Source organism: Paraburkholderia sp. J10-1 (genome assembly GCF_905220165.1).
GTDB lineage: Bacteria > Pseudomonadota > Gammaproteobacteria > Burkholderiales > Burkholderiaceae > Paraburkholderia.
The window spans coordinates 49960-68159 of sequence record NZ_CAJMYW010000005.1 but is presented as its reverse complement, the minus strand read 5'-3'; the positions used below and the strand labels follow the sequence as shown (position 1 = coordinate 68159).

Genomic DNA, 18200 nt, shown 5'->3' with positions numbered 1-18200 from the left:
CCGCGCAACGAGTGCGGCTCGCGCCGCACCGGCGAACATCACTCGTCGCTGGCCGCGATCTTCGGCGTCGTCACGACGACGTCGGCATTCTGCGCGCGGTGGCGCAGCGCGTGATCGATCAGCACGAGCGCGAGCATGGCCTCGGCGATCGGCGTCGCGCGAATGCCAACGCACGGGTCGTGGCGGCCAAAGGTCTCGACCGTCGCGGGGTCGCCCGCCTTGTCGATCGAGCGGCGCGGCGTGCGAATGCTCGAGGTCGGCTTGATGGCGATCGACACGGTGATGTCCTGCCCCGTCGAAATGCCGCCAAGCACGCCGCCAGCGTGGTTGCCGTGAAAGCCGTTCGGCGTGAGCTCGTCGCCGTGCACCGAGCCGCGTTGCGCGACGCTCGCGAAGCCCGCGCCGATCTCCACGCCCTTCACCGCGTTGATGCCCATCATGGCGTGCGCGATGTCGGCGTCGAGCCGGTCGAACAGCGGTTCGCCCCAACCCACCGGCACGCCGCTCGCCACCACGTTCACGCGCGCACCGATCGAGTCGCCGTCCTTGCGCAACGCGTCCATGTAGTCTTCGAGCTGCGGCACGACGTCGGCGTTGGGCACGAAGAACGGGTTCTCGTGCACGTGCTCCCAGCTCACGAACGGCACGTCGATCTCGCCGAGCGCGCGCATGTAGCCGCGCACTTCCACGCCAAAGCGCTCGCGCAGCCACTTCTTCGCCACGGCGCCCGCCGCGACCGTGGGCGCGGTGAGGCGTGCCGACGAACGGCCGCCGCCGCGATAGTCGCGAATGCCGTACTTCTGCCAATAGGTGTAGTCGGCGTGACCGGGACGGAAGGTCTCGACGATGTTGCCGTAGTCCTTGCTGCGCTGGTCGGTATTGCGGATAAGCAGAGCGATGGGCGTGCCCGTGGTGCGCCCTTCGAACACGCCCGAGAGAATCTCGACCTTGTCCTCTTCCTGGCGCTGCGTCACGTGACGCGACGTGCCAGGGCGGCGGCGGTCCAGGTCGATCTGGATATCGGCTTCGGTGAGCGCCAGGCCGGGCGGGCAGCCGTCGATGACGCAGCCAATGGCCGGACCGTGGGATTCGCCGAAGGTGGTGACGGTGAAAAGCGTACCGAGCGTGTTGCCGGACATGGCGGTCGTCCAAAGTGAATCGGGGAATCCAGCATTATGCCAGCCCGCGCGCGGCGACGCCCGACCGCTCGGTTGGGCGAAAAGGCGGCGCGACGCCGGTTTGGGCGGCACAGCCTGCCGCCCCGCGTGCCCCGCATGCCGCTTGCGTCAGCGCCGCGCGCCGCGCAGCTCCGCCACCGTCTCCTGCAAGCGCTCGAGCGTGGCGTCCGCCGCCGCGATCGGCTCGCCCACCGCGAGCGTCAAACGGCTCGTCAAACCCCGTCGTAGCGGCCGGTCCTGCCCGGATGCCGGAAAGCGCGAGAACGCGCTGCCCCACAGCCCGCGCAACGCCAACGGCACGACGGGCACCGGCGTGCGCCGCAAGATCTCGGTCACGCCGTGGCGGAACGGGTTCATGTCGCCCGTGCGCGTGAGCTTGCCTTCCGGAAAAATGCACACAAGATCGCCCTCGGCCAGCGCAGCCGCGCACGCGTCATAGGCAGCAGCAAGCGCAGCCGGATCTTCGTGAGCGGGCGCAATCGGAATGGCCTTGGCGTGACGGAACACCCAGCCGAAGAACGGCGAACGGAAGATCTGCTGATCCATGACGAAGCGGATCGGCCGCGGGCTCTCGGCCATGATCACGATCGCATCGACATAACTCACGTGATTGCAGACGAGCACCGCCGCGCCCTCTGCCGGTATGCGCTCGGTGTGCACGAGCCGCACGCGGTAGACCGTGTGCACGAGCACCCACGCCACGAAACGCAGCAGGAACTCGGGCACGAGCGTGTAGATATACGCCGCCACGACGATATTGAGCAGCGCCGTGGTGAGGAAAATGCCCGGAATACCGACGCCTGCGGACGTGAGCGCCATCGCCATGAGCGCCGAGACGATCATGAAGAGCGAATTGAGGATGTTGTTCGCGGCGATGATGCGGGCGCGGTGGCTGGGCGCGCTGCGGCTCTGGATCAATGCGTAGAGCGGCACGCTGTAAAAACCGCCGAACATGGCGAGCAGGAACAGGTCGGCGAGCACGCGCCAGTGCGCGGCGGTGCGCAGGAATTCGCCCACCGAAAGCAGATGGGAGGCGGCCGGCAACGCATGGCTCGCGAAGAAGAGATCGATGCCGAACACGCTGATGCCGATCGAGCCGAGCGGCACGAGGCCCACCTCGATGCGCCGCCGCGAGAGCCGCTCGCACAGCAGCGACCCCGAGCCGATGCCAAGCGAGAACATCGCGAGCAGCACGGTCACGACGTCGGGATCGGCCGACATCACATCTTTGGCGAAATTGAAGAACGACGCCAGAAACGTCGCGCCGACGAACCAGAGCCACGAGATGCCGAGCAGGCTCAGAAAGACGGTGCGGTTGCCGTGTGCGAGGCGCAGGTTGCGCCAGGTTTCGGAGAACGGATTCCAGTTGATGCGCAGATCCGGCTGCGACGGCTCGCACGGCGGCACGAAACCCGAGGCCACCCGCCCCACGAGCGCGATGACAATACACATGCCGCCGAGCCACCATGCGCCAAGCGGCGGCCCAGCGTCGGCATGCGCGGACGCGGGATCCATCGCCCCGATACCCGCCGCCACGCCGCCCACGATCGTGCCGAGCAGAATCGCGACGAACGTGCCCATCTCGACGAGCCCGTTGCCGCCAACCAGTTCTTCGGGCGTGAGCCGTTGCGGGAGGTATGCGTACTTGACCGGCCCGAACACCGTGGAATGCACGCCCATCAGGAACGTGCACGCATACAGCAGCGGCGCGCTGTGCATCCAGAAACCGGCCGCGCCGATCAGCATGACCGCGATCTCGAAGGTCTTGACCCAGCGCGTGAGCATCGCCTTGTCGTACTTGTCGGCGACCTGGCCCGAGGTCGCGGAAAACAGCACGAACGGCAAAATGAAAATGGCCGAGATCAGAAACGCGACCGTCTTCGGATCGACGCCGGAAAACCGCGCAGCCTGATACGTGACGAGCGACGTAAAGCCGATCTTGAACACGTTGTCGTTCATCGCCCCAAGGAACTGTGTCCAGAAAAACGGCGCGAAACGGCGCTGGCGCAGCAGCGTGAATTGCGATGCGTGATCACCCTCATGGTGTGCTTTGCGCTTGTCGCGCTGCGCCGCGGGCATCGGTCTATCGTTCATCGAGTAGGAGTCGCACTGACGGAATTCGTGAGGCCCAGACGCGAAAAAGCGCGCCTGACGCGCGCTTTTTCATGCTGACCAACCCAGGCGTTGGACGGAAGGACGGCTGCGCTCAGCGCGCCGGCTGGCGTTCCTCTTCCGGCCAGTCGCGAATATAGGCCTTGAGCAGCTTGTTTTCGAAGCCCTGCGCTTCCACCACGGCCTTCGCCACGTCGTAGAACGAGATCACGCCCATGAGCGAGCGGCTTTCCATGACCGGCAGATAGCGCACGTGATGCTCGAGCATCATGCGGCGCACTTCGTCGACCTCGGTTTCCGGCGTGCAGGTGATCGGATGATCGTCCATGACCTTGCGGATCGTCGTGGTGCCGACGCTGCCGCCGTTCGCGCGCAGCGTAAGGATGATCTCGCGGAACGTGAGCATGCCGACCAGATCGCCGTACTCCATGACGACGAGCGAGCCGATATCGTGCTCGGCCATGGTGTTGACTGCCTCGTGCAGCGCAGTATCGGGCGTGACGGTGAAGAGCGTATTGCCCTTCACCTTGAGGATGTCGCTGACACGCATGATGTGTCTCCAGGAATGCCGCTAGTAATGGGGGAAATGCTGAAAAGATGCCTACCTCATTCGATCCTAGCGGAAAGATTGTTAAAAGGAAAGCCGCGCGGCGGGCGGTCCACGGCGCTCCGAAACGTCTGCCGAAACCCGTGGCGAAAGGTTTTCCGGCGCAAGACTGGCCGCCCGCGCGGCCTCGCGGGCAGACACGCGGGCGGCCCTCCATCGGGCCCGAAAAACGCCTGGCCGGGCGTCCCTGCGCCCCGCCGCCGGTGTTACGATGCCCTTCACCTTCGACACCAGGCCGGTTCGCGCCGGCCGCGCCGCCACGATGTCATCGAATCCCGATAGCCGTTTCGACACGCTCGCGCTGCATGCCGGCGCGGCGCCCGACCCCGCCACCGGCGCCCGCGCAACGCCGATCTACCTCACCACCTCGTTCTCGTTTCGCGACACCGACCACGCCGCCGCGCTCTTCAACATGGAGCGGGCGGGCCACGTGTATTCGCGCATCTCGAACCCGACCGTCGCTGTGTTCGAAGAGCGCGTGGCCGCGCTCGAAGGCGGCGCGGGCGCGATCGGCACCGCGAGCGGCCAGGCGGCGCTGCATCTCGCGATCGCCACGCTGATGGGCGCGGGCTCGCACATCGTCGCCTCGGCGGCGCTTTACGGCGGCTCGCACAACCTGCTGCACTACACGCTCAAGCGCTTCGGCATCGAGACGACCTTCGTGAAGCCCGGCGACCTCGACGCCTGGCGCGCGGCGCTGCGGCCCAACACGCGCCTGCTGTTCGGCGAAACGCTCGGCAATCCGGGCCTGGACGTACTCGACATCGAAGCCGTCGCGCACATCGCGCACGAGCACGGCGTGCCGCTCCTCGTCGATTCGACGTTCACCACGCCTTACCTGCTGCGCCCCTTCGAGCATGGCGCGGATTTCGTCTATCACTCGGCCACCAAGTTCCTTGGGGGCCATGGCACGACGATCGGCGGCGTGCTCGTGGATGGCGGCACGTTCGACTTTGAAGCGTCGGGCCGCTTTCCCGAACTCACCGAGCCCTACGCGGGCTTTCACGACATGGTGTTCAGCGAGGAAAGCACGGTCGCGCCGTTCCTGCTGCGCGCGCGCCGCGAGGGCCTGCGCGACTTCGGCGCGTGCCTGCATCCGCAGGCCGCCTGGCAGTTGTTGCAAGGCATCGAAACGCTGCCGCTGCGCATGGAACGGCATGTGGCGAACGCGCGGCGCATCGTCGAATTTCTCGCTGCGCACGAGGCGGTCGAATCGGTTGCGTGGCCCGAACTGCCGAGCCATCCCGATTACACGCTGGCCAAACGTCTGCTGCCGCGCGGCGCGGGCGCCGTGTTCAGCTTCAACTTGCGCGGGGCACGCGAGGCAGGCAAGCGCTTCATCGAATCGCTCACGCTGTTCTCGCACCTGGCCAACGTCGGCGACGCGCGCTCGCTCGTGATCCACCCTGCCTCGACCACGCATTTCCGCATGGACGCCGCGGCGCTGGCCGCCGCCGGCATCGCAGAAGGCACGATCCGGCTCTCGATCGGACTCGAAGACCCCGCCGACCTGGTCGACGACCTCAAGCGCGCGCTGAAGGCGTCGCAGAAAGCGGACGCGTCGAAGGCCAAGGCCGCCGGCAGGGAGGCGTCATGATCGTCGATGTCGCCGGCAAGCCGGTCTATGCCTACACGGCCTCGCGCGCGATCGACCCCGCGCTGCCGTTCGCGGTGTTCGTCCACGGCGCGCAGCACGACCATAGCGTCTGGGGGCTGCAGTCGCGCTATTTCGCGAACCACGGCTTCAATGCGCTGGCCGTCGATCTGCCCGGCCACCTGCGCAGCGCGGGCCCGGCGCTCACGAGCATCGGCGCGCTCGCCGACTGGGTGGCTGCGCTGCTCGACGCGGTGAACGCGCCGCAGGCCTTCGTCGCCGGCCACAGCATGGGCTCGCTCATCGCGCTCGAATTCGCGGCCCGCCATCCTGAGCGCGCGCAGCGCATCGCCCTGCTCGCCACCGCGTTTCCGATGACGGTCGCGCCCAGCTTGCTCGAAGCCGCGCGAGAGCGCGAACCGGAGGCGATCGCGCTCGTCAACGCGTGGTCGCACTCGACGCTTGCCGCCAAGCCGTCGAGCCCCGGGCCCGGTTTCTGGCTGCGCGGCATGAACCAGCGGCTGATGGAGCGTGTCGCCGCACGCGGCGAGCCGCAGCTTTTCCATACGGATTTCGCGGCGTGCAACGCTTACGTGGATGGCCTCGCTAGTGCAGCGAAGGTGCGCTGCCCGGTGCGCCTGATCGTCGGCAAACGCGACGCGATGACGCCCCCACGCGCGGCGCGCGCCCTCGCCGACGCCTTCGCGCAAGCCGGCACGCCGGTGGACACCGTCACGCTGGACGCGGGCCACGCGCTGATGACCGAGCAGCCCGATGCAACGCTCGACGCGCTCTACGCTTTTGCAACGCAGCAGGTGCCGCGCGTGGGCAACGGCTGAGATTTAGACGCCTGCCCTGGTTGCACGGTCGTTCGGAACGCCGGAAAATGGCCGAATCAACCATCCCCTGCGGCCCACGCAGAAAGGAGGAGACAATGCAACCCACCACGCATACCGAGCATTTTTCGAGCTTCGCGGAGTTCTATCCGTTCTACCTGAGCGAGCATAGCCATCCCGTTTCGCGGCGGCTGCATTTCATCGGGTCGCTCGGCGTGATCGGCTTCGTCTGCATGGCGATCGCCACGGGCAACTGGCTCTGGCTGCCGCTCGCCATCGTGTGCGGCTACGGCTTCGCGTGGGTCGGACATTTCAAGTTCGAGAAGAACCGCCCGGCCACCTTCCGTCACCCCATCTACAGCCTGATGGGCGACTGGGTCATGTTCGCGGATATCTGCCGCGGCAAGATCTCTCTCTGATCGCGATCGGACGCGGTGGCGCGCCTCTCGCAGGCGCGCCGTACCGTCACGCCGCCGGGTGCGGGAGCACCGGCGCGTGCTCTTCCGTTAGCGCCGGGAAACGCCGCGTCGCAATCAGCGACGCGAGTGAAATTGACAGCCTGTCGTTGTCGAGCGCGCCTAGCAGCATGGGCGCGTCGATGCTGCTCGACTTGAGCTGATACGCCAGTTCCTCGCGATCGATCGCGAAGCGGTCGAAGATGCGCGCCACCGTGATGCGCGCGGGATTGCCGATCAGCAGGAACAGCGTTTTCGCGCGGTCGTCCTGTTCGAGACGCCCCACGAGTTCATCTTCTTCGAGACCGTTGATCAGGCGTGTGACCGTGGCCAGGTCGCGCCGCAGCAGTTGCGCGAGTTGCTCGGTCGTGCGGCCCGGCTCGCCCGCTTCCCGCGCTTCGGCGAGGCCCGCCAGCAGTTCGAGCGCATCGAGCAGATCGCTGCCCGGAAAGCGCGGCCGGTCGAAGCGCCCGGTGCGGATTTCGGGCAACGCCGAGGTGATCATTGCGCCCACGAGCGTGATGAACCAGCTCAGGTACATCCACAGCAGGAACATCGGCGCGGCCGCGAACGCGCCGTAAACGGCCGTATAGGTCGGAATGCGCCGCACGTAGTAGCCGAAGCCGCGCTTGGCCGCCTCGAACGCGATCGCCGCGGCGATGCCGCCCACCAGCGCATCGCGCCACTGCACGCGGCAGTTCGGCAGGTACACATAGAGCATCGCGAACGCGAGCGCCGTGAGCGGCAGCGAAGCGCCGAAGAGCATCCAGTCGAGAATGACCGAAACGTGCTGCTCGGTCGCGATCACAGCCGAACGCGTGAACACGTAGGAAGAGATCGACAGGCTCACGCCGATCAGGATCGGCCCGAGCGTGAGGATGGCCCAGTAGACGAGCACGCGCTGCGCGAACGGCCGCGCCTTGCGCACGCGCCAGATCAGGTTGAAGGCCGACTCCACAGTCATCATGGTCATGACCGACGTGACGAACAGCACGATCATGCCCATTGTCGTGAGGCCCTTGGCCTTCGAGGCGAACTGGTTCAGGTACTTGAAGATCTGGCTGTTGATCTGCGCCGGCATGAGGTGATCGGCGAGAAAAGCCTGCAGCGAGTTCTGGAACGACGCGAAGATCGGGAATGCAGTGAAGAGCGCGAACGCAACCGTGGCGAGCGGCACGAGCGAGAGCAGCGTGGTGAACGTGAGGCTGCCCGCGACCTGCGGAATGCGATCTTCGCGGCTGCGCCGCGCCGCGAAGCGAGCGAGCCGCTTCACGATGTCCAGATCGATCTTCACTGTCGACAGCACATCCATTGGCCCGTCTTCCTCGCCACCGTGAACACTTTGACTGCCGCGCGGCGGCGGCAAACCCAACCCCTATAATATCCCGTCCACCGACGAGGCCCGATGAAACCGATTCTTGTGCTCTACTACAGTCGACATGGCGCAACCCGCGAGCTCGCGCGCGCAATTGCCCAGGGTATCGACAGTGTTCCCGGCGCCGAGGCGCGCGTGCGCACGGTGCCACCCGTCTCGACGGTCTGCGAGGCCACCGCGCCCGATATCCCCTCCGACGGGCCGCCCTACGTCGAACTGCGCGACCTCGAAGAATGCGCGGGTCTCGCACTCGGCTCGCCCACGCGCTTTGGCAATATGGCCGCGCCGCTCAAGTACTTTCTCGACGGCACGACGCCCCAGTGGCTTTCGGGCGCGCTCGCGGGCAAGCCCGCGTGCGTGTTCACGTCGACGGGCAGCCTGCACGGCGGCCAGGAAAGCACACTGCTCTCGATGATGTTGCCGCTGCTTCATCACGGCATGCTGCTTGTGGGCATCCCTTACACCGAAAGCGCGCTCACGACTACGCAGGGCGGCGGCACGCCCTACGGCGCCTCGCATCACGCGCGCCACGACGCGCGCGGCCACGGCTTGAGCCCCGAAGAGAAGACGCTCGCGAGCGCGCTGGGCGTACGGTTGGCGCGCGCGGCGCTCGCGCTCGCGCCCAGCGAGCGAGGCCAGCGGCTGTGAATGCCAGCGTGGAGAGCGTCACCGAGCCCATCGCCCAGCGTCGCGGCGCCGCGCTCGGCGCCTTTGCGATGCTCGCCGCGCTCACGCTGCTGTGCATCGCGTGGGAATGGCGGCTCGCGCCACTGCGCCCGGGTGGCAGCGCGCTCGTGCTCAAAGCGGTGCCGCTCGCCATTGCGCTGCCCGGCGTGCTGCGACGCAGGCTCTACACGCTGCAATGGGCGGCGATGCTCGTGCTGCTCTACTTCGCGGAGGGCATCGTGCGCGGCATGACCGATCCCGCGCCCGGCAACCGGCTCGGCTGGGTGGAAGTCGCACTTTCGCTCGGCTTCTTCGCGTGCGCGCTTGCCTATGTCGCGCCGTACAAGCGTGCCGCGAAACGTGCTGCAAAACCTGCCGCAAAGTCCGCGAAGCGCGAGTCGGCCTGAGCGGCTCTCTCCACCGCGCACGCTGCGTGAAGGCTATCGCCGTGTCACACTAGGCGTTTGAGCTTCACGACAATCGTGCCGCGCGCCAGCCCAGCGCAGGCGCGACACTCCGAGACACCATGACCGACTCCACCCCGACCGCCAGCCCAGCCTTTCTCGACGCCTGCGCCGCCGCCATCGGCGCGCAAAACGTGCTGACCGACGCGCACGACACCGCGCCCTACCTCGCCGACTGGCGCCGCCGCTACCAGGGCGCGGCCTTCGCCGTGCTGTGCCCGGCCAACGCGCAGGAAGTGGCCGCTGTCGTGAAGCTCGCGCACGCGCATCGCGTCGCGCTCGTGCCGCAAGGCGGCAACACGGGCCTCGCGGGCGGCGCAACGCCCGACGCGAGCGGCAGCCAGGCCGTGCTGAGCCTGCGCCGTCTGAACCGCGTGCGGGAAATCGATGCGCACAACAACACGATCACCGTCGAAGCCGGCGTGATCCTCGCCGAAGTCCAGGCGCGCGCCAAGGATGCGGGCCGCCTCTTCCCGCTGTCGCTCGCTGCCGAAGGCAGCTGCACGATCGGCGGCAATCTGTCGACCAACGCCGGCGGCACCGGCGTGCTGCGCTATGGCAACACGCGCGAGCTGTGTCTCGGCCTCGAAGTCGTCACGCCACAAGGCGAGATCTGGGACGGCCTGCGCGGGCTGCGCAAGGACAACACCGGCTACGATCTGCGCGATCTCTTCATTGGCGCGGAGGGCACGCTCGGCATCATCACCGCCGCCGTGATGAAGCTGCATCCGCTGCCGGCCGCGCGCGTCACCGCGCTCGCCGCGCTCGGCTCGGCGCACGCGGCGCTCGACTTCCTCGCGCTCGCGCAGCGCTACGCCGGACCGCTGCTCACGGGCTTCGAGCTGATGTCGGACTTCTGCATGCAGCTCGTCGGCCGTCATTTCCCGCAAATGCGTTATCCGTTCGCGGAGCATCACGCACAGGTCGTGCTGCTCGAACTCTCGGATAACGAAAGCGAGGAACACGCACGCGCACTCTTCGAGCGGCTCATGGAAGACGCGCTCGAACAAGGTCTCGTGGAAGACGCCGTAGTCGCCGAAAGCCTCGCGCAATCGCAGGCGTTCTGGAATATCCGCGAGCACATTCCGCTCGCGCAGGCGCAGGAAGGGTTGAACATCAAGCACGATATCGGCGTGCCAATCTCGCGTATCGGCCATTTCATCGAGGAAACCGACGCCGAGATCGCCCGCACGGTGCCCGGCGCGCGCATGGTCACGTTCGGCCATCTCGGCGACGGCAATCTGCATTACAACGTGCAGGCGCCCGAAGGCGGCGACCCGAAGCGCTTTCTCGCCGAAAACGAAAAGACGCTGAACCGTATCGTCTACGACAGCGTGGATCGCCATCGCGGCACGATCAGCGCGGAACACGGCCTCGGGCAGTTGAAGATCGACGAGAACATGCACTACAAGAGCGAGGTCGAAATTGCGCTCATGCGTGCGATCAAGACCGCGCTCGATCCGTTGAACCTGATGAATCCGGGGAAAGTGCTGCCCTGATCGAAGGAGCGAGAATCGTGGAAGACCCGGTGAAAGACTCGGTGAAAACCCCGCTGAAGATCCGCGTGCTGTCCGACCTGCATCTGGAGCAGGACGAGCCCGACACGATCCCGCATGCGCAGGCCGATCTCGTCGTGCTTGCGGGCGACATCCACAATCACGGGCTCGGTTTGCGTTGGGCGGCGGAGACGTTCGATCCGCAGGTGCCGGTGGTGTACGTGCCCGGCAATCACGAGTACTACGACGGCGATCTCGGCGCGCTGGAAACGGCGATGCGCGACGCCGCCGCCACGCTCGACAACGTGCATTTCCTCAACGACGGCGTGTATGTCGATCCGGCGGGCCGCTTCCGCGTGCTCGGCACGACGCTGTGGGCGGACTTCGCGCTCTTTGGCGCCGACGACGCCGCGCGCGAAGCCGCCATTGCGGCCGCGATGCGCGTGATGCTCGACTTTCGCGGATTGATCCAGGTGTCCTGGCCCGATAGCCCGCAAGCGCTGGCGCGCGACTTCACCCCAGCCGACTCGCTCGCGCTCCATGCGCGTTCGCGCGCGTGGCTCGAAGCGGAACTCGCGAAGCCCTTCGCGGGCGAGACGATCGTGGTGACGCACCACGCGCCGCACAGGCAAAGCCTTGCGCCGCGCTATGCGGAAGATCAGGTGTCGGCGGGATTCGTGAGCGATCTCGACGCGCTCGTGCGCGCGCCTGTCGCGCTATGGATACATGGCCATACGCATACGTGCTTCGACTACACGGTCAACGGCACGCGCGTGGTGTGCAATCCGCGCGGCTATCGCGACCGCCGCACGGGGCAGCCGGAGAATCCGGCCTTTGCATGGGACAAGGTGGTGGACATCTAGCGAGGCGAATGCGCCTGCGGGTTTAGTGCATGCGCGCGTCGTCGCGGCGCACGCGCAGCGTCACGGGCTGCAGCTGCGCGCGGCGCATGCGCAGCAGATCGCGCGATGCCGCGATGCCGATCAGGCCCATCATCACGGCGATGCCGATCATCAGATGCGTATCCATGTAAGTTCCCGGTGTTGGCAGAAGAGGGTTGCGTGAAACAGTCCCGCTACCTTACCAAGCCGCCGCGCCGCCGGGCGTAAGCAAGTGTTGCCATCTGCGCAAGCTGTAACAGGCTGTCACAGCCCGCGCGCGCCTCTTGATCAAGCGCAGGCGCCTCAGGTGCGTGCGAACTGGCGCAACTCGTTCTGATCGCGTGCGAGCGTCGACGGCATGCTCTCGCGCAGCAGTTCGACCCATGTGCGGATCTTCGCGTCGAGATACTGGCGCGACGGGTACACCGCAAAGACGTTCATCTCCTGCGACTTGTACTCCGGCAGGATCCACTGCAGCTCGCCGCTGCGCAGACCGCTGATCGCCGAATAGATCGGCAGCAGGCCCACGCCCATGCCCTCGCGCACGGCCACCGCCATCGCCTCTGCCACGTTCACCTGGAAAGTCGCCGCGCCGAGATCGACCGTGGCCTCGCCTTCAGGGCCCGTAAAGTGCCACTGGGCGGTCGGGAACACGGGCGTCACCATCTGCAGGCAGGTGTGCTGCGCGAGATCGGCGGGTTTTTGCGGCACGCCGCGCTTCTCCAGATACGCCGGCGACGCCACCGCGATGCTGAACGCGCTCGCGAGCCGCTGCGACACGAAACCCGAATCCGGCAGATCGGTCGCGACCACGAGGGCCACGTCATACCCCTCGTCGAGCAGGTCCGGCATGCGCTGCGCAAGCGTCAGCTCCACGTGCACGTCGGGATAGCGCTGCTGATACTGCCCCACCGCCGGCACCACATAGTGCTGGCCGAAGCTCGTCATGGCATGGACCTTGAGCTTGCCCGAGGGGCGCGCATGCGCGTCGCCGGCTTCCGCTTCCGCCTGATCGACGTAGGCGAGGATCTGCTCGCAGCGCTGCAGGTAGCGCTCGCCCGCCTCGGTGAGCGCGATGCGGCGCGTCGTGCGGTTCAAGAGGCGCGTGCGCAGATGCGCCTCCAGATCGGACACCGCGCGCGAGGCGTAAGCCGTGGTCGTGTTCAGGTATTGCGCCGCGCCCGTGAAGCTGCCCGCCTCCACCACCCGGACGAATACACGCATGTTTTGAAGCGTATCCATACCAATCCTCTATCTGACTCACGAATTGTTTCATATTTCGTAAGATCGATTGTCTCATGTTTCGTAAAAATGCCTTGCATCCTTACCGGTTATTCACCAATCGCGCAAAAAATATAATGACGCACAGTGATTCATAGTCAAGATAAGGAGTAAATCGTGCAGTCTCCGGTACCGAAAGGACTAGCCGCACTCACGGTTCTTACGTTCTCGTTGATAATCGCGGGCTGCGCCAGTACCGGGGGCATCGCACCGCAAGCGAAGCAGGCCGAAGCCGCGCAACTCGACGCCGGATCGGCGATCCGCGCGGCCAACACCGACGCGAGCTGGCCCGCCAGCGACTGGTGGCGCGGCTATAACGACCCTCAACTGAACGCCTGGATCGAGGCCTCCGTGGCCGGCAACCCCTCGCTTGCCGCCGCCCAGGCGCGCGTGCGCGAAGCCCGCTCGATGGTGGGCGTGGCCCAGGCCGGGCTCCTGCCGCAAATCAACGGCAGCATGTCCATCCAGCGCCAGCAATGGTCCGACAACATCTACTACGGACCGGGGTCGCTCGCGGGCTCGAACACGTGGAACAACACGGCCACGCTCGGCCTCTCGTATCACCTCGACCTCTGGGGCCAGGACAAGAACAACGCCGAGCGCGCGCTCGACGTGGCGCACGCCACCGCTGCGGACGCGCGCGCGGCGCAGCTCGAACTCGAAGTCAATGTCACGCGCACCTACATCGAGATGTCGATGAACTACGCGCTGCTCGACATTGCGAAGCAAACGCTCGGCCAGCAGCAGCGCATTCTCGCGCTCGCGCAAAAGCGTCTCGCGGGCGGCATCGGCACCCAGCTCGAAGTGAGCCAGGCGCAAACGCCGCTGCCCGAGTACGAGCGCCAGATCGACGCGCTCGAAGAATCCATCGCGCTCGGCAAGAACCAGCTCGCGGCGCTCGCGGGCAAGGGCCCGGGCGCCGGCGAATCGATTGAGCGCCCGGCGCTCTCGCTCGCCGCACCCGCAGGCCTGCCTTCGGCGCTGCCCGCGCAGTTGATCGGCTATCGCCCCGACGTGGTCGCGGCGCGCTGGCTCGTCGCCGCGCAAGCGCGCGGCATCGACGTCGCGAAGGCCGACTTCTATCCGAACGTGAACCTGCTCGTTTCGATGGGCGGCTACGCGGCGGCCGGCCCGCTGTTCCAGTTCCTCAAGTCGATGAGCGGCAGTTACGCGGCTGGCCCCGCGTTCTCGCTGCCGATCTTCGACGGCGGACGCCTGCGCGCGCAGCTCGGCGCGCAGTCCGCCGCGTACGACATCGCCGTCGATCAGTACAACCAGACGATCGTCACCGCGCTCAAGGAAATCGCCGATCAGGTCGTGCGCATGCGCTCGCTCGCGACGCAGGAAGACGATGCGCACCGCTCGGTCTCAGCCGCGCAGCGCAACTACGATCTCGCGCAGGAAGGCTTCCGCCGTGGCCTGACCGACTATGTGAACGTGCTGATTGCGCAAACGCAGCTGCTGCGCGCGCAGGAAGGCGTGGCGCACATCCAGGCCGAGCGCCTCGCCGCACACGCCACGCTCGTCGCGGCGCTGGGCGGCGGCATGATCGACGCATCGAGCGATGCCGCCGCGAAAGGCCCGACCGACGCCGAGCAACTGCCCGCGCACGGCAAGAAGACGCGCGACGTGCCGCTGATGCCCGCGGCGCTGCTCGCGCCGCACGGCTCGCATGCTTCGTCCGGTCCCGACGCCGCCGATGCCAGCGCATCGGGCGCGGCGCACTAAGGCAGCCGAAGATGCAGGCGTCCACCTCCTCACCTTCGCAGCCGGGCGGCCAAAGCCTCTATGCGGCGCTCGCCGACTGGGCGCGCACCGACGGCCTCGTCTGGATCTATCTCTTCAAGGCGATCGCAGCCGCCCTGCTCGCGCTCGGCATCGCCATGAAGCTCGACCTGCCGCAGCCGCGCACGGCCATGACGACCGTGTTCATCGTGATGCAGCCGCAAAGCGGCCCGGTGTTCGCAAAGAGCTTCTACCGGCTGTGCGGCACGCTCGTGGGCCTCGTCGTGATGCTCGCGCTGATCGGCCTCTTCGCGCAACAGCCGGAACTCTTCATCGTCTCGACGGCGCTGTGGGTCGGGCTGTGCACCGCGGGCGCGGCGCGCAACCGCAACTTCCGCTCGTACGGCTTCGTGCTCGCGGGCTATACGGCGGCGCTCATCGGCATTCCGGCCTCGCAGCATCCCGACGGCGCGTTCATGTCGGCCATGACGCGCGTGGGCGAGATCTCGATCGGCATTCTCTGCTCGGGCTTCGTCAGCGCCGTGGTGTTTCCGCAGTTTACGGGCGAGCTGCTGCGCTCGAACGTGCGGCGCCGTTTCTCGTCGTTCGTCGACTACGTGTCCGCAGCGCTCGCCGGCCGTATCGATCGTTCGCATATCGAAGCGAGCAATGCACGCTTCGTCGCCGACGTCGTGGGCCTCGAAGCGAACCGCAGCATGGCCGTGTTCGAGTCTCCCGACGCGCGCATGCGCTCGGGGCGCCTCGCGCGTCTGAACACCGAGTTCATGACGGTCTCCACGCGCTTTCACGCGCTGCATCAGTTGATGAACCGTCTGCGCGCGGACGGCTCCGTGGTCACCGTCGATGCGCTCGAACCGTACTTCCGCGAGATCGCGCCGCTGTTCGCGAAAGCGGGCGAGCCGGTGCTCACAGCCGCGGATGCAACGCACGCCTCGAAGCAACTCGAAGACTACCGCTCGGCGCTGCCGAAGCGCGTGCGCACCACGCGCGCCGAACTCGAAGCGCAAGGCAATGCGCGCCTGCTCGACTTCGACACCGCCACGGAACTGTTCTACCGCTTCGTACACGAGATGACCGAGTACACGGCCACCTACGCCTCGCTCGCCGTCGACACGCACTCGCGCGAAAAATGGATTGCGCGTTACGTGCCGAAGACGAACCTGATCGCAGCAGGCGTCTCGGGCGTGCGCGCCGCGATCGTGATGACGCTGCTCGGCGCGTTCTGGATCGCCACCGCATGGCCGAGCGGCTCGACCCTCGTGCTCAATGCCGCCGCGACCTGCGCGCTTGCCTCGGCGGCACCGCAGCCCTCGCGCATGGCGACGCAGATGGCGCTCGGCACCGTGCTCGCGTCGCTCGTCGGCATGGTTCTCACGTTCGGCGTATTTCCGCATATCGACGGTTTCGCCATGCTGTGCGTCGCGCTCACGCCCGCGCTCGCGCTCGGCGTGTTCCTCACCACGCGCCCGAAATACGCGGGCTACGGCGTGGGCTACTGCATCTTCCTGTGCTTTCTCGCGGGCCCGGACAACGTCGTGCAGTACAACCCGAGCAGCTATATGAACGATGCGCTCGCGCTGATCGCGTCGATGGCTGTCTCGGCGCTCGCGTTCGCCGTGCTGCTGCCGCCTTCCACGCCGTGGCTGCGTCGGCGACTGCTCGCCGACCTGCGCGGCGGCGCCGTGCAGGCCTGCCGCGCGCGCCTGAAGGGACTGCGCAACCGCTTCGAGAGCGGCGCGCGCGACCTGATGTTCCAGCTCTCGGCGATCGCCGGCAACGACGACGCGCAACGCCGCGACACGCTGCGCTGGCTCTTTTCGACGCTCGAAGTGGGCAACGCCGCGCTCGATCTGCGCCACGAACTGGCCACGCTGCCCGCGCATCCGCAGTACGCACGGGGAACGGCTTGGCGCGTGGCGATCGACGCGACGCTCAAGGCCGTGGGCGCGCTCTTCGAGCGCCCAAGCGAGGCACGTTACCGCGCCGCGCTTGCGGCAACCGTGCACGCCATCGACGCAAGCCAGAGCGTGCTGCAAGGCATGTGGAAGCCCGATGCAGCGAGCGCGGCCGAGCGTGGCGACACGCCGCCGCGCGAAGAGCGCCACCAGCTGCAGCGCATCCAGAGCCATCTGCATTTCATCCGCACCGCGCTCATCGACCCGCAATCGCCGCTCGCGGCCTATGCGGGCAGCGAGGGCGAGAGTGCCCGTCAACCTCATAAAGACAATCGGGGAGCCAATCATGCCTCGTGACGTCGCGTTTCTCGACGCCTATATCCCGGCGATCGTGCTGCTCTTCATTCTGGGCGCGGCGGTCACCTGGGTGCTCGATTCCGTGCTGGCCAGAACCGGCCTGTATCGGGTCGTGTGGCACCCATCCCTCTTTCGCGTGAGCCTGCTCGTGGTCGTGTGCTGCGTGCTCGGCCTCGCGGTTTATCACTAATTGCGCCGCTGAATGCATCGCTGAACGAATCAACCGAATCATGACAATCCGCAACCTCATTGGCTTTATCGCGACGGCCATCATCTTCGTCGTCGCCATTCTGGTCGGGCGCGTCCTGTGGGTTCACTACATGGACGAACCGTGGACCCGCGACGGCCGCGTGCGCGCCGAAGTGGTGAATATCGCCCCCGACGTCTCGGGCGCCGTGGTCGAGCTGCCCGTGAAGGACAACCAGTTCGTGCACAAGGGCGACTTGCTCATGCAGATCGACCCGTCGCACTATCAGATCGCCGTCGAGCAGGCCGAAGCCGCCGTGGCCGCGCGCAAGGCCGAGCTGACCATGCGCCAGGACGACGCGCGCCGCCGCGCTGACATGGACAGCGAAGTGGTCTCGGCGGAAAACCGCGAGAACGCTTCGCACACGGCAAACTCGGCTCAGGCGCAATATCAGCAGGCCATCGCCGCGCTCGACGCCGCCAAGCTGAACCTCGAACGCACGCGCGTGGTCTCGCCGGTGGACGGCTACATCACGAACCTGCAAGTGTTCCAGGGCGACTACGCGATCTCGGGCCAGGCCAAGCTCGCCGTGGTGGACAGCCATTCGTTCTGGGTCTACGGCTACTTCGAGGAAACCAAGCTGCCGCACGTGAAGGTGGGCAACAAGGCCGATATCAAGCTGATGAGCGGTGGCACGCTCCAAGGTCACGTGGAAAGCATCTCGCGCGGCATCTACGACCGCGACAATCCGCAAAGCCGCGAACTGCTCGCCGATGTGAATCCGACCTTCAACTGGGTGCGGCTCGCGCAACGCGTGCCGGTGCGCATCCATATCGACAAGGTGCCGGACGACATGGTGCTCGCGGCCGGCACGACCTGCACGGTGGTGGTGAAGCCGGGGACGTGATGGAACGGCGACGGAACCGGCTGACCGCGCACGCGCCGCCAGCCGGACGACGCAAAAGCGCACGCAAAAGGGGAACGCCAGTTTGGCGTTCCCCTTTTTTGTTGCTGCGCGCAGACGGAGTGTTAGCGGCTGCCGCACGTTGTTCTGACGGCCAATCGATGAG

At 66.7% G+C, this 18200-nt stretch carries 17 protein-coding genes; 11 read left to right on the top strand and 6 right to left on the bottom strand.

Annotation, left to right across the window (positions count from 1 at the left end):
- Window positions 1-38: 38 nt before the first annotated feature.
- From aroC to U5A65_RS17735, 3 genes are all read right to left on the bottom strand, one after another.
- Window positions 39-1139: a chorismate synthase gene (aroC, locus tag U5A65_RS17745; RefSeq protein WP_321909107.1), complete on the bottom strand. Its 1101-nt coding sequence runs from the start codon at window positions 1137-1139 to the stop codon at window positions 39-41.
- A 147-nt stretch (window positions 1140-1286) separates the two neighbouring features.
- Window positions 1287-3272, bottom strand: a complete 1986-nt coding sequence (locus U5A65_RS17740) for an MFS transporter (RefSeq protein WP_321946898.1) — start codon at window positions 3270-3272, stop codon at window positions 1287-1289.
- A gap of 112 nt (window positions 3273-3384) precedes the next feature.
- Window positions 3385-3840 (bottom strand): CBS domain-containing protein, encoded by a 456-nt coding sequence (locus tag U5A65_RS17735; protein WP_028214657.1) that lies wholly within the window; start codon window positions 3838-3840, stop codon window positions 3385-3387.
- A gap of 319 nt (window positions 3841-4159) precedes the next feature.
- Here U5A65_RS17735 and U5A65_RS17730 point away from each other — a divergent pair, with 319 nt between their 5' ends.
- The 3 genes from U5A65_RS17730 (at window position 4160) to U5A65_RS17720 (ending at window position 6746) form a co-directional block, all read left to right on the top strand.
- Window positions 4160-5494 carry an O-acetylhomoserine aminocarboxypropyltransferase gene (locus U5A65_RS17730; RefSeq protein ID WP_321934997.1) on the top strand — a complete coding sequence of 445 codons (1335 nt, stop codon included), beginning with the start codon at window positions 4160-4162 and terminating at the stop codon, window positions 5492-5494.
- Complete coding sequence (locus tag U5A65_RS17725; protein WP_321934959.1) at window positions 5491-6330, top strand: alpha/beta hydrolase; 840 nt, start codon at window positions 5491-5493, stop codon at window positions 6328-6330. The genes U5A65_RS17730 and U5A65_RS17725 overlap by 4 nt, the downstream gene beginning before the upstream one ends.
- Window positions 6331-6425: 95 nt before the next feature.
- The gene (locus U5A65_RS17720) at window positions 6426-6746 is read left to right on the top strand and encodes an Mpo1-like protein (RefSeq protein ID WP_158757479.1); all 321 of its coding nucleotides are present in this window, start codon (window positions 6426-6428) and stop codon (window positions 6744-6746) included.
- A 46-nt stretch (window positions 6747-6792) separates the two neighbouring features.
- On the opposite strand, the gene U5A65_RS17715 is transcribed toward U5A65_RS17720, so the two are convergent.
- Window positions 6793-8094 carry a YihY family inner membrane protein gene (locus U5A65_RS17715; RefSeq protein WP_321909112.1) on the bottom strand — a complete coding sequence of 434 codons (1302 nt, stop codon included), beginning with the start codon at window positions 8092-8094 and terminating at the stop codon, window positions 6793-6795.
- A 93-nt stretch (window positions 8095-8187) separates the two neighbouring features.
- On the opposite strand from U5A65_RS17715, the gene wrbA reads away from it, so the two are divergent.
- From wrbA to U5A65_RS17695, 4 genes are all read left to right on the top strand, one after another.
- On the top strand, window positions 8188-8805 hold the full coding sequence (wrbA, locus tag U5A65_RS17710; RefSeq protein ID WP_321909115.1) for an NAD(P)H:quinone oxidoreductase: 618 nt from the start codon (window positions 8188-8190) through the stop codon (window positions 8803-8805).
- A 68-nt stretch (window positions 8806-8873) separates the two neighbouring features.
- A complete protein-coding gene (locus U5A65_RS17705) occupies window positions 8874-9230 on the top strand; it encodes a DUF2069 domain-containing protein (protein WP_321909214.1) in 357 nt (118 codons plus the stop codon).
- A 119-nt stretch (window positions 9231-9349) separates the two neighbouring features.
- On the top strand, window positions 9350-10786 hold the full coding sequence (locus U5A65_RS17700) for an FAD-binding oxidoreductase (protein WP_321909117.1): 1437 nt from the start codon (window positions 9350-9352) through the stop codon (window positions 10784-10786).
- 53 nt (window positions 10787-10839) lie between these two features.
- Entirely contained in the window at window positions 10840-11646 is an 807-nt protein-coding gene (locus U5A65_RS17695; protein WP_321909217.1) for a metallophosphoesterase, read from the top strand.
- 22 nt (window positions 11647-11668) lie between these two features.
- On the opposite strand, the gene U5A65_RS17690 is transcribed toward U5A65_RS17695, so the two are convergent.
- On the bottom strand, window positions 11669-11812 hold the full coding sequence (locus U5A65_RS17690) for a hypothetical protein (RefSeq protein ID WP_199272076.1): 144 nt from the start codon (window positions 11810-11812) through the stop codon (window positions 11669-11671).
- A gap of 155 nt (window positions 11813-11967) precedes the next feature.
- The gene (locus U5A65_RS17685; protein WP_321909118.1) at window positions 11968-12906 is read right to left on the bottom strand and encodes a LysR family transcriptional regulator; all 939 of its coding nucleotides are present in this window, start codon (window positions 12904-12906) and stop codon (window positions 11968-11970) included.
- Between the two features lie 156 nt (window positions 12907-13062).
- On the opposite strand from U5A65_RS17685, the gene U5A65_RS17680 reads away from it, so the two are divergent.
- The 4 genes from U5A65_RS17680 to U5A65_RS17665 are packed head-to-tail and all read left to right on the top strand — an operon-like array spanning window position 13063 to window position 18037.
- Window positions 13063-14673, top strand: coding sequence for an efflux transporter outer membrane subunit (locus U5A65_RS17680; RefSeq protein ID WP_321909119.1), 1611 nt, complete (start codon window positions 13063-13065; stop codon window positions 14671-14673).
- Between the two features lie 11 nt (window positions 14674-14684).
- Window positions 14685-16943, top strand: coding sequence for an FUSC family protein (locus U5A65_RS17675; RefSeq protein WP_321946897.1), 2259 nt, complete (start codon window positions 14685-14687; stop codon window positions 16941-16943).
- Window positions 16930-17133, top strand: coding sequence for a DUF1656 domain-containing protein (locus U5A65_RS17670; RefSeq protein WP_321909219.1), 204 nt, complete (start codon window positions 16930-16932; stop codon window positions 17131-17133). The genes U5A65_RS17675 and U5A65_RS17670 overlap by 14 nt, the downstream gene beginning before the upstream one ends.
- A 40-nt stretch (window positions 17134-17173) precedes the next feature.
- Window positions 17174-18037 carry an HlyD family secretion protein gene (locus tag U5A65_RS17665; protein ID WP_069268663.1) on the top strand — a complete coding sequence of 288 codons (864 nt, stop codon included), beginning with the start codon at window positions 17174-17176 and terminating at the stop codon, window positions 18035-18037.
- The last annotated feature ends 163 nt before the right edge of the window (window positions 18038-18200 follow it).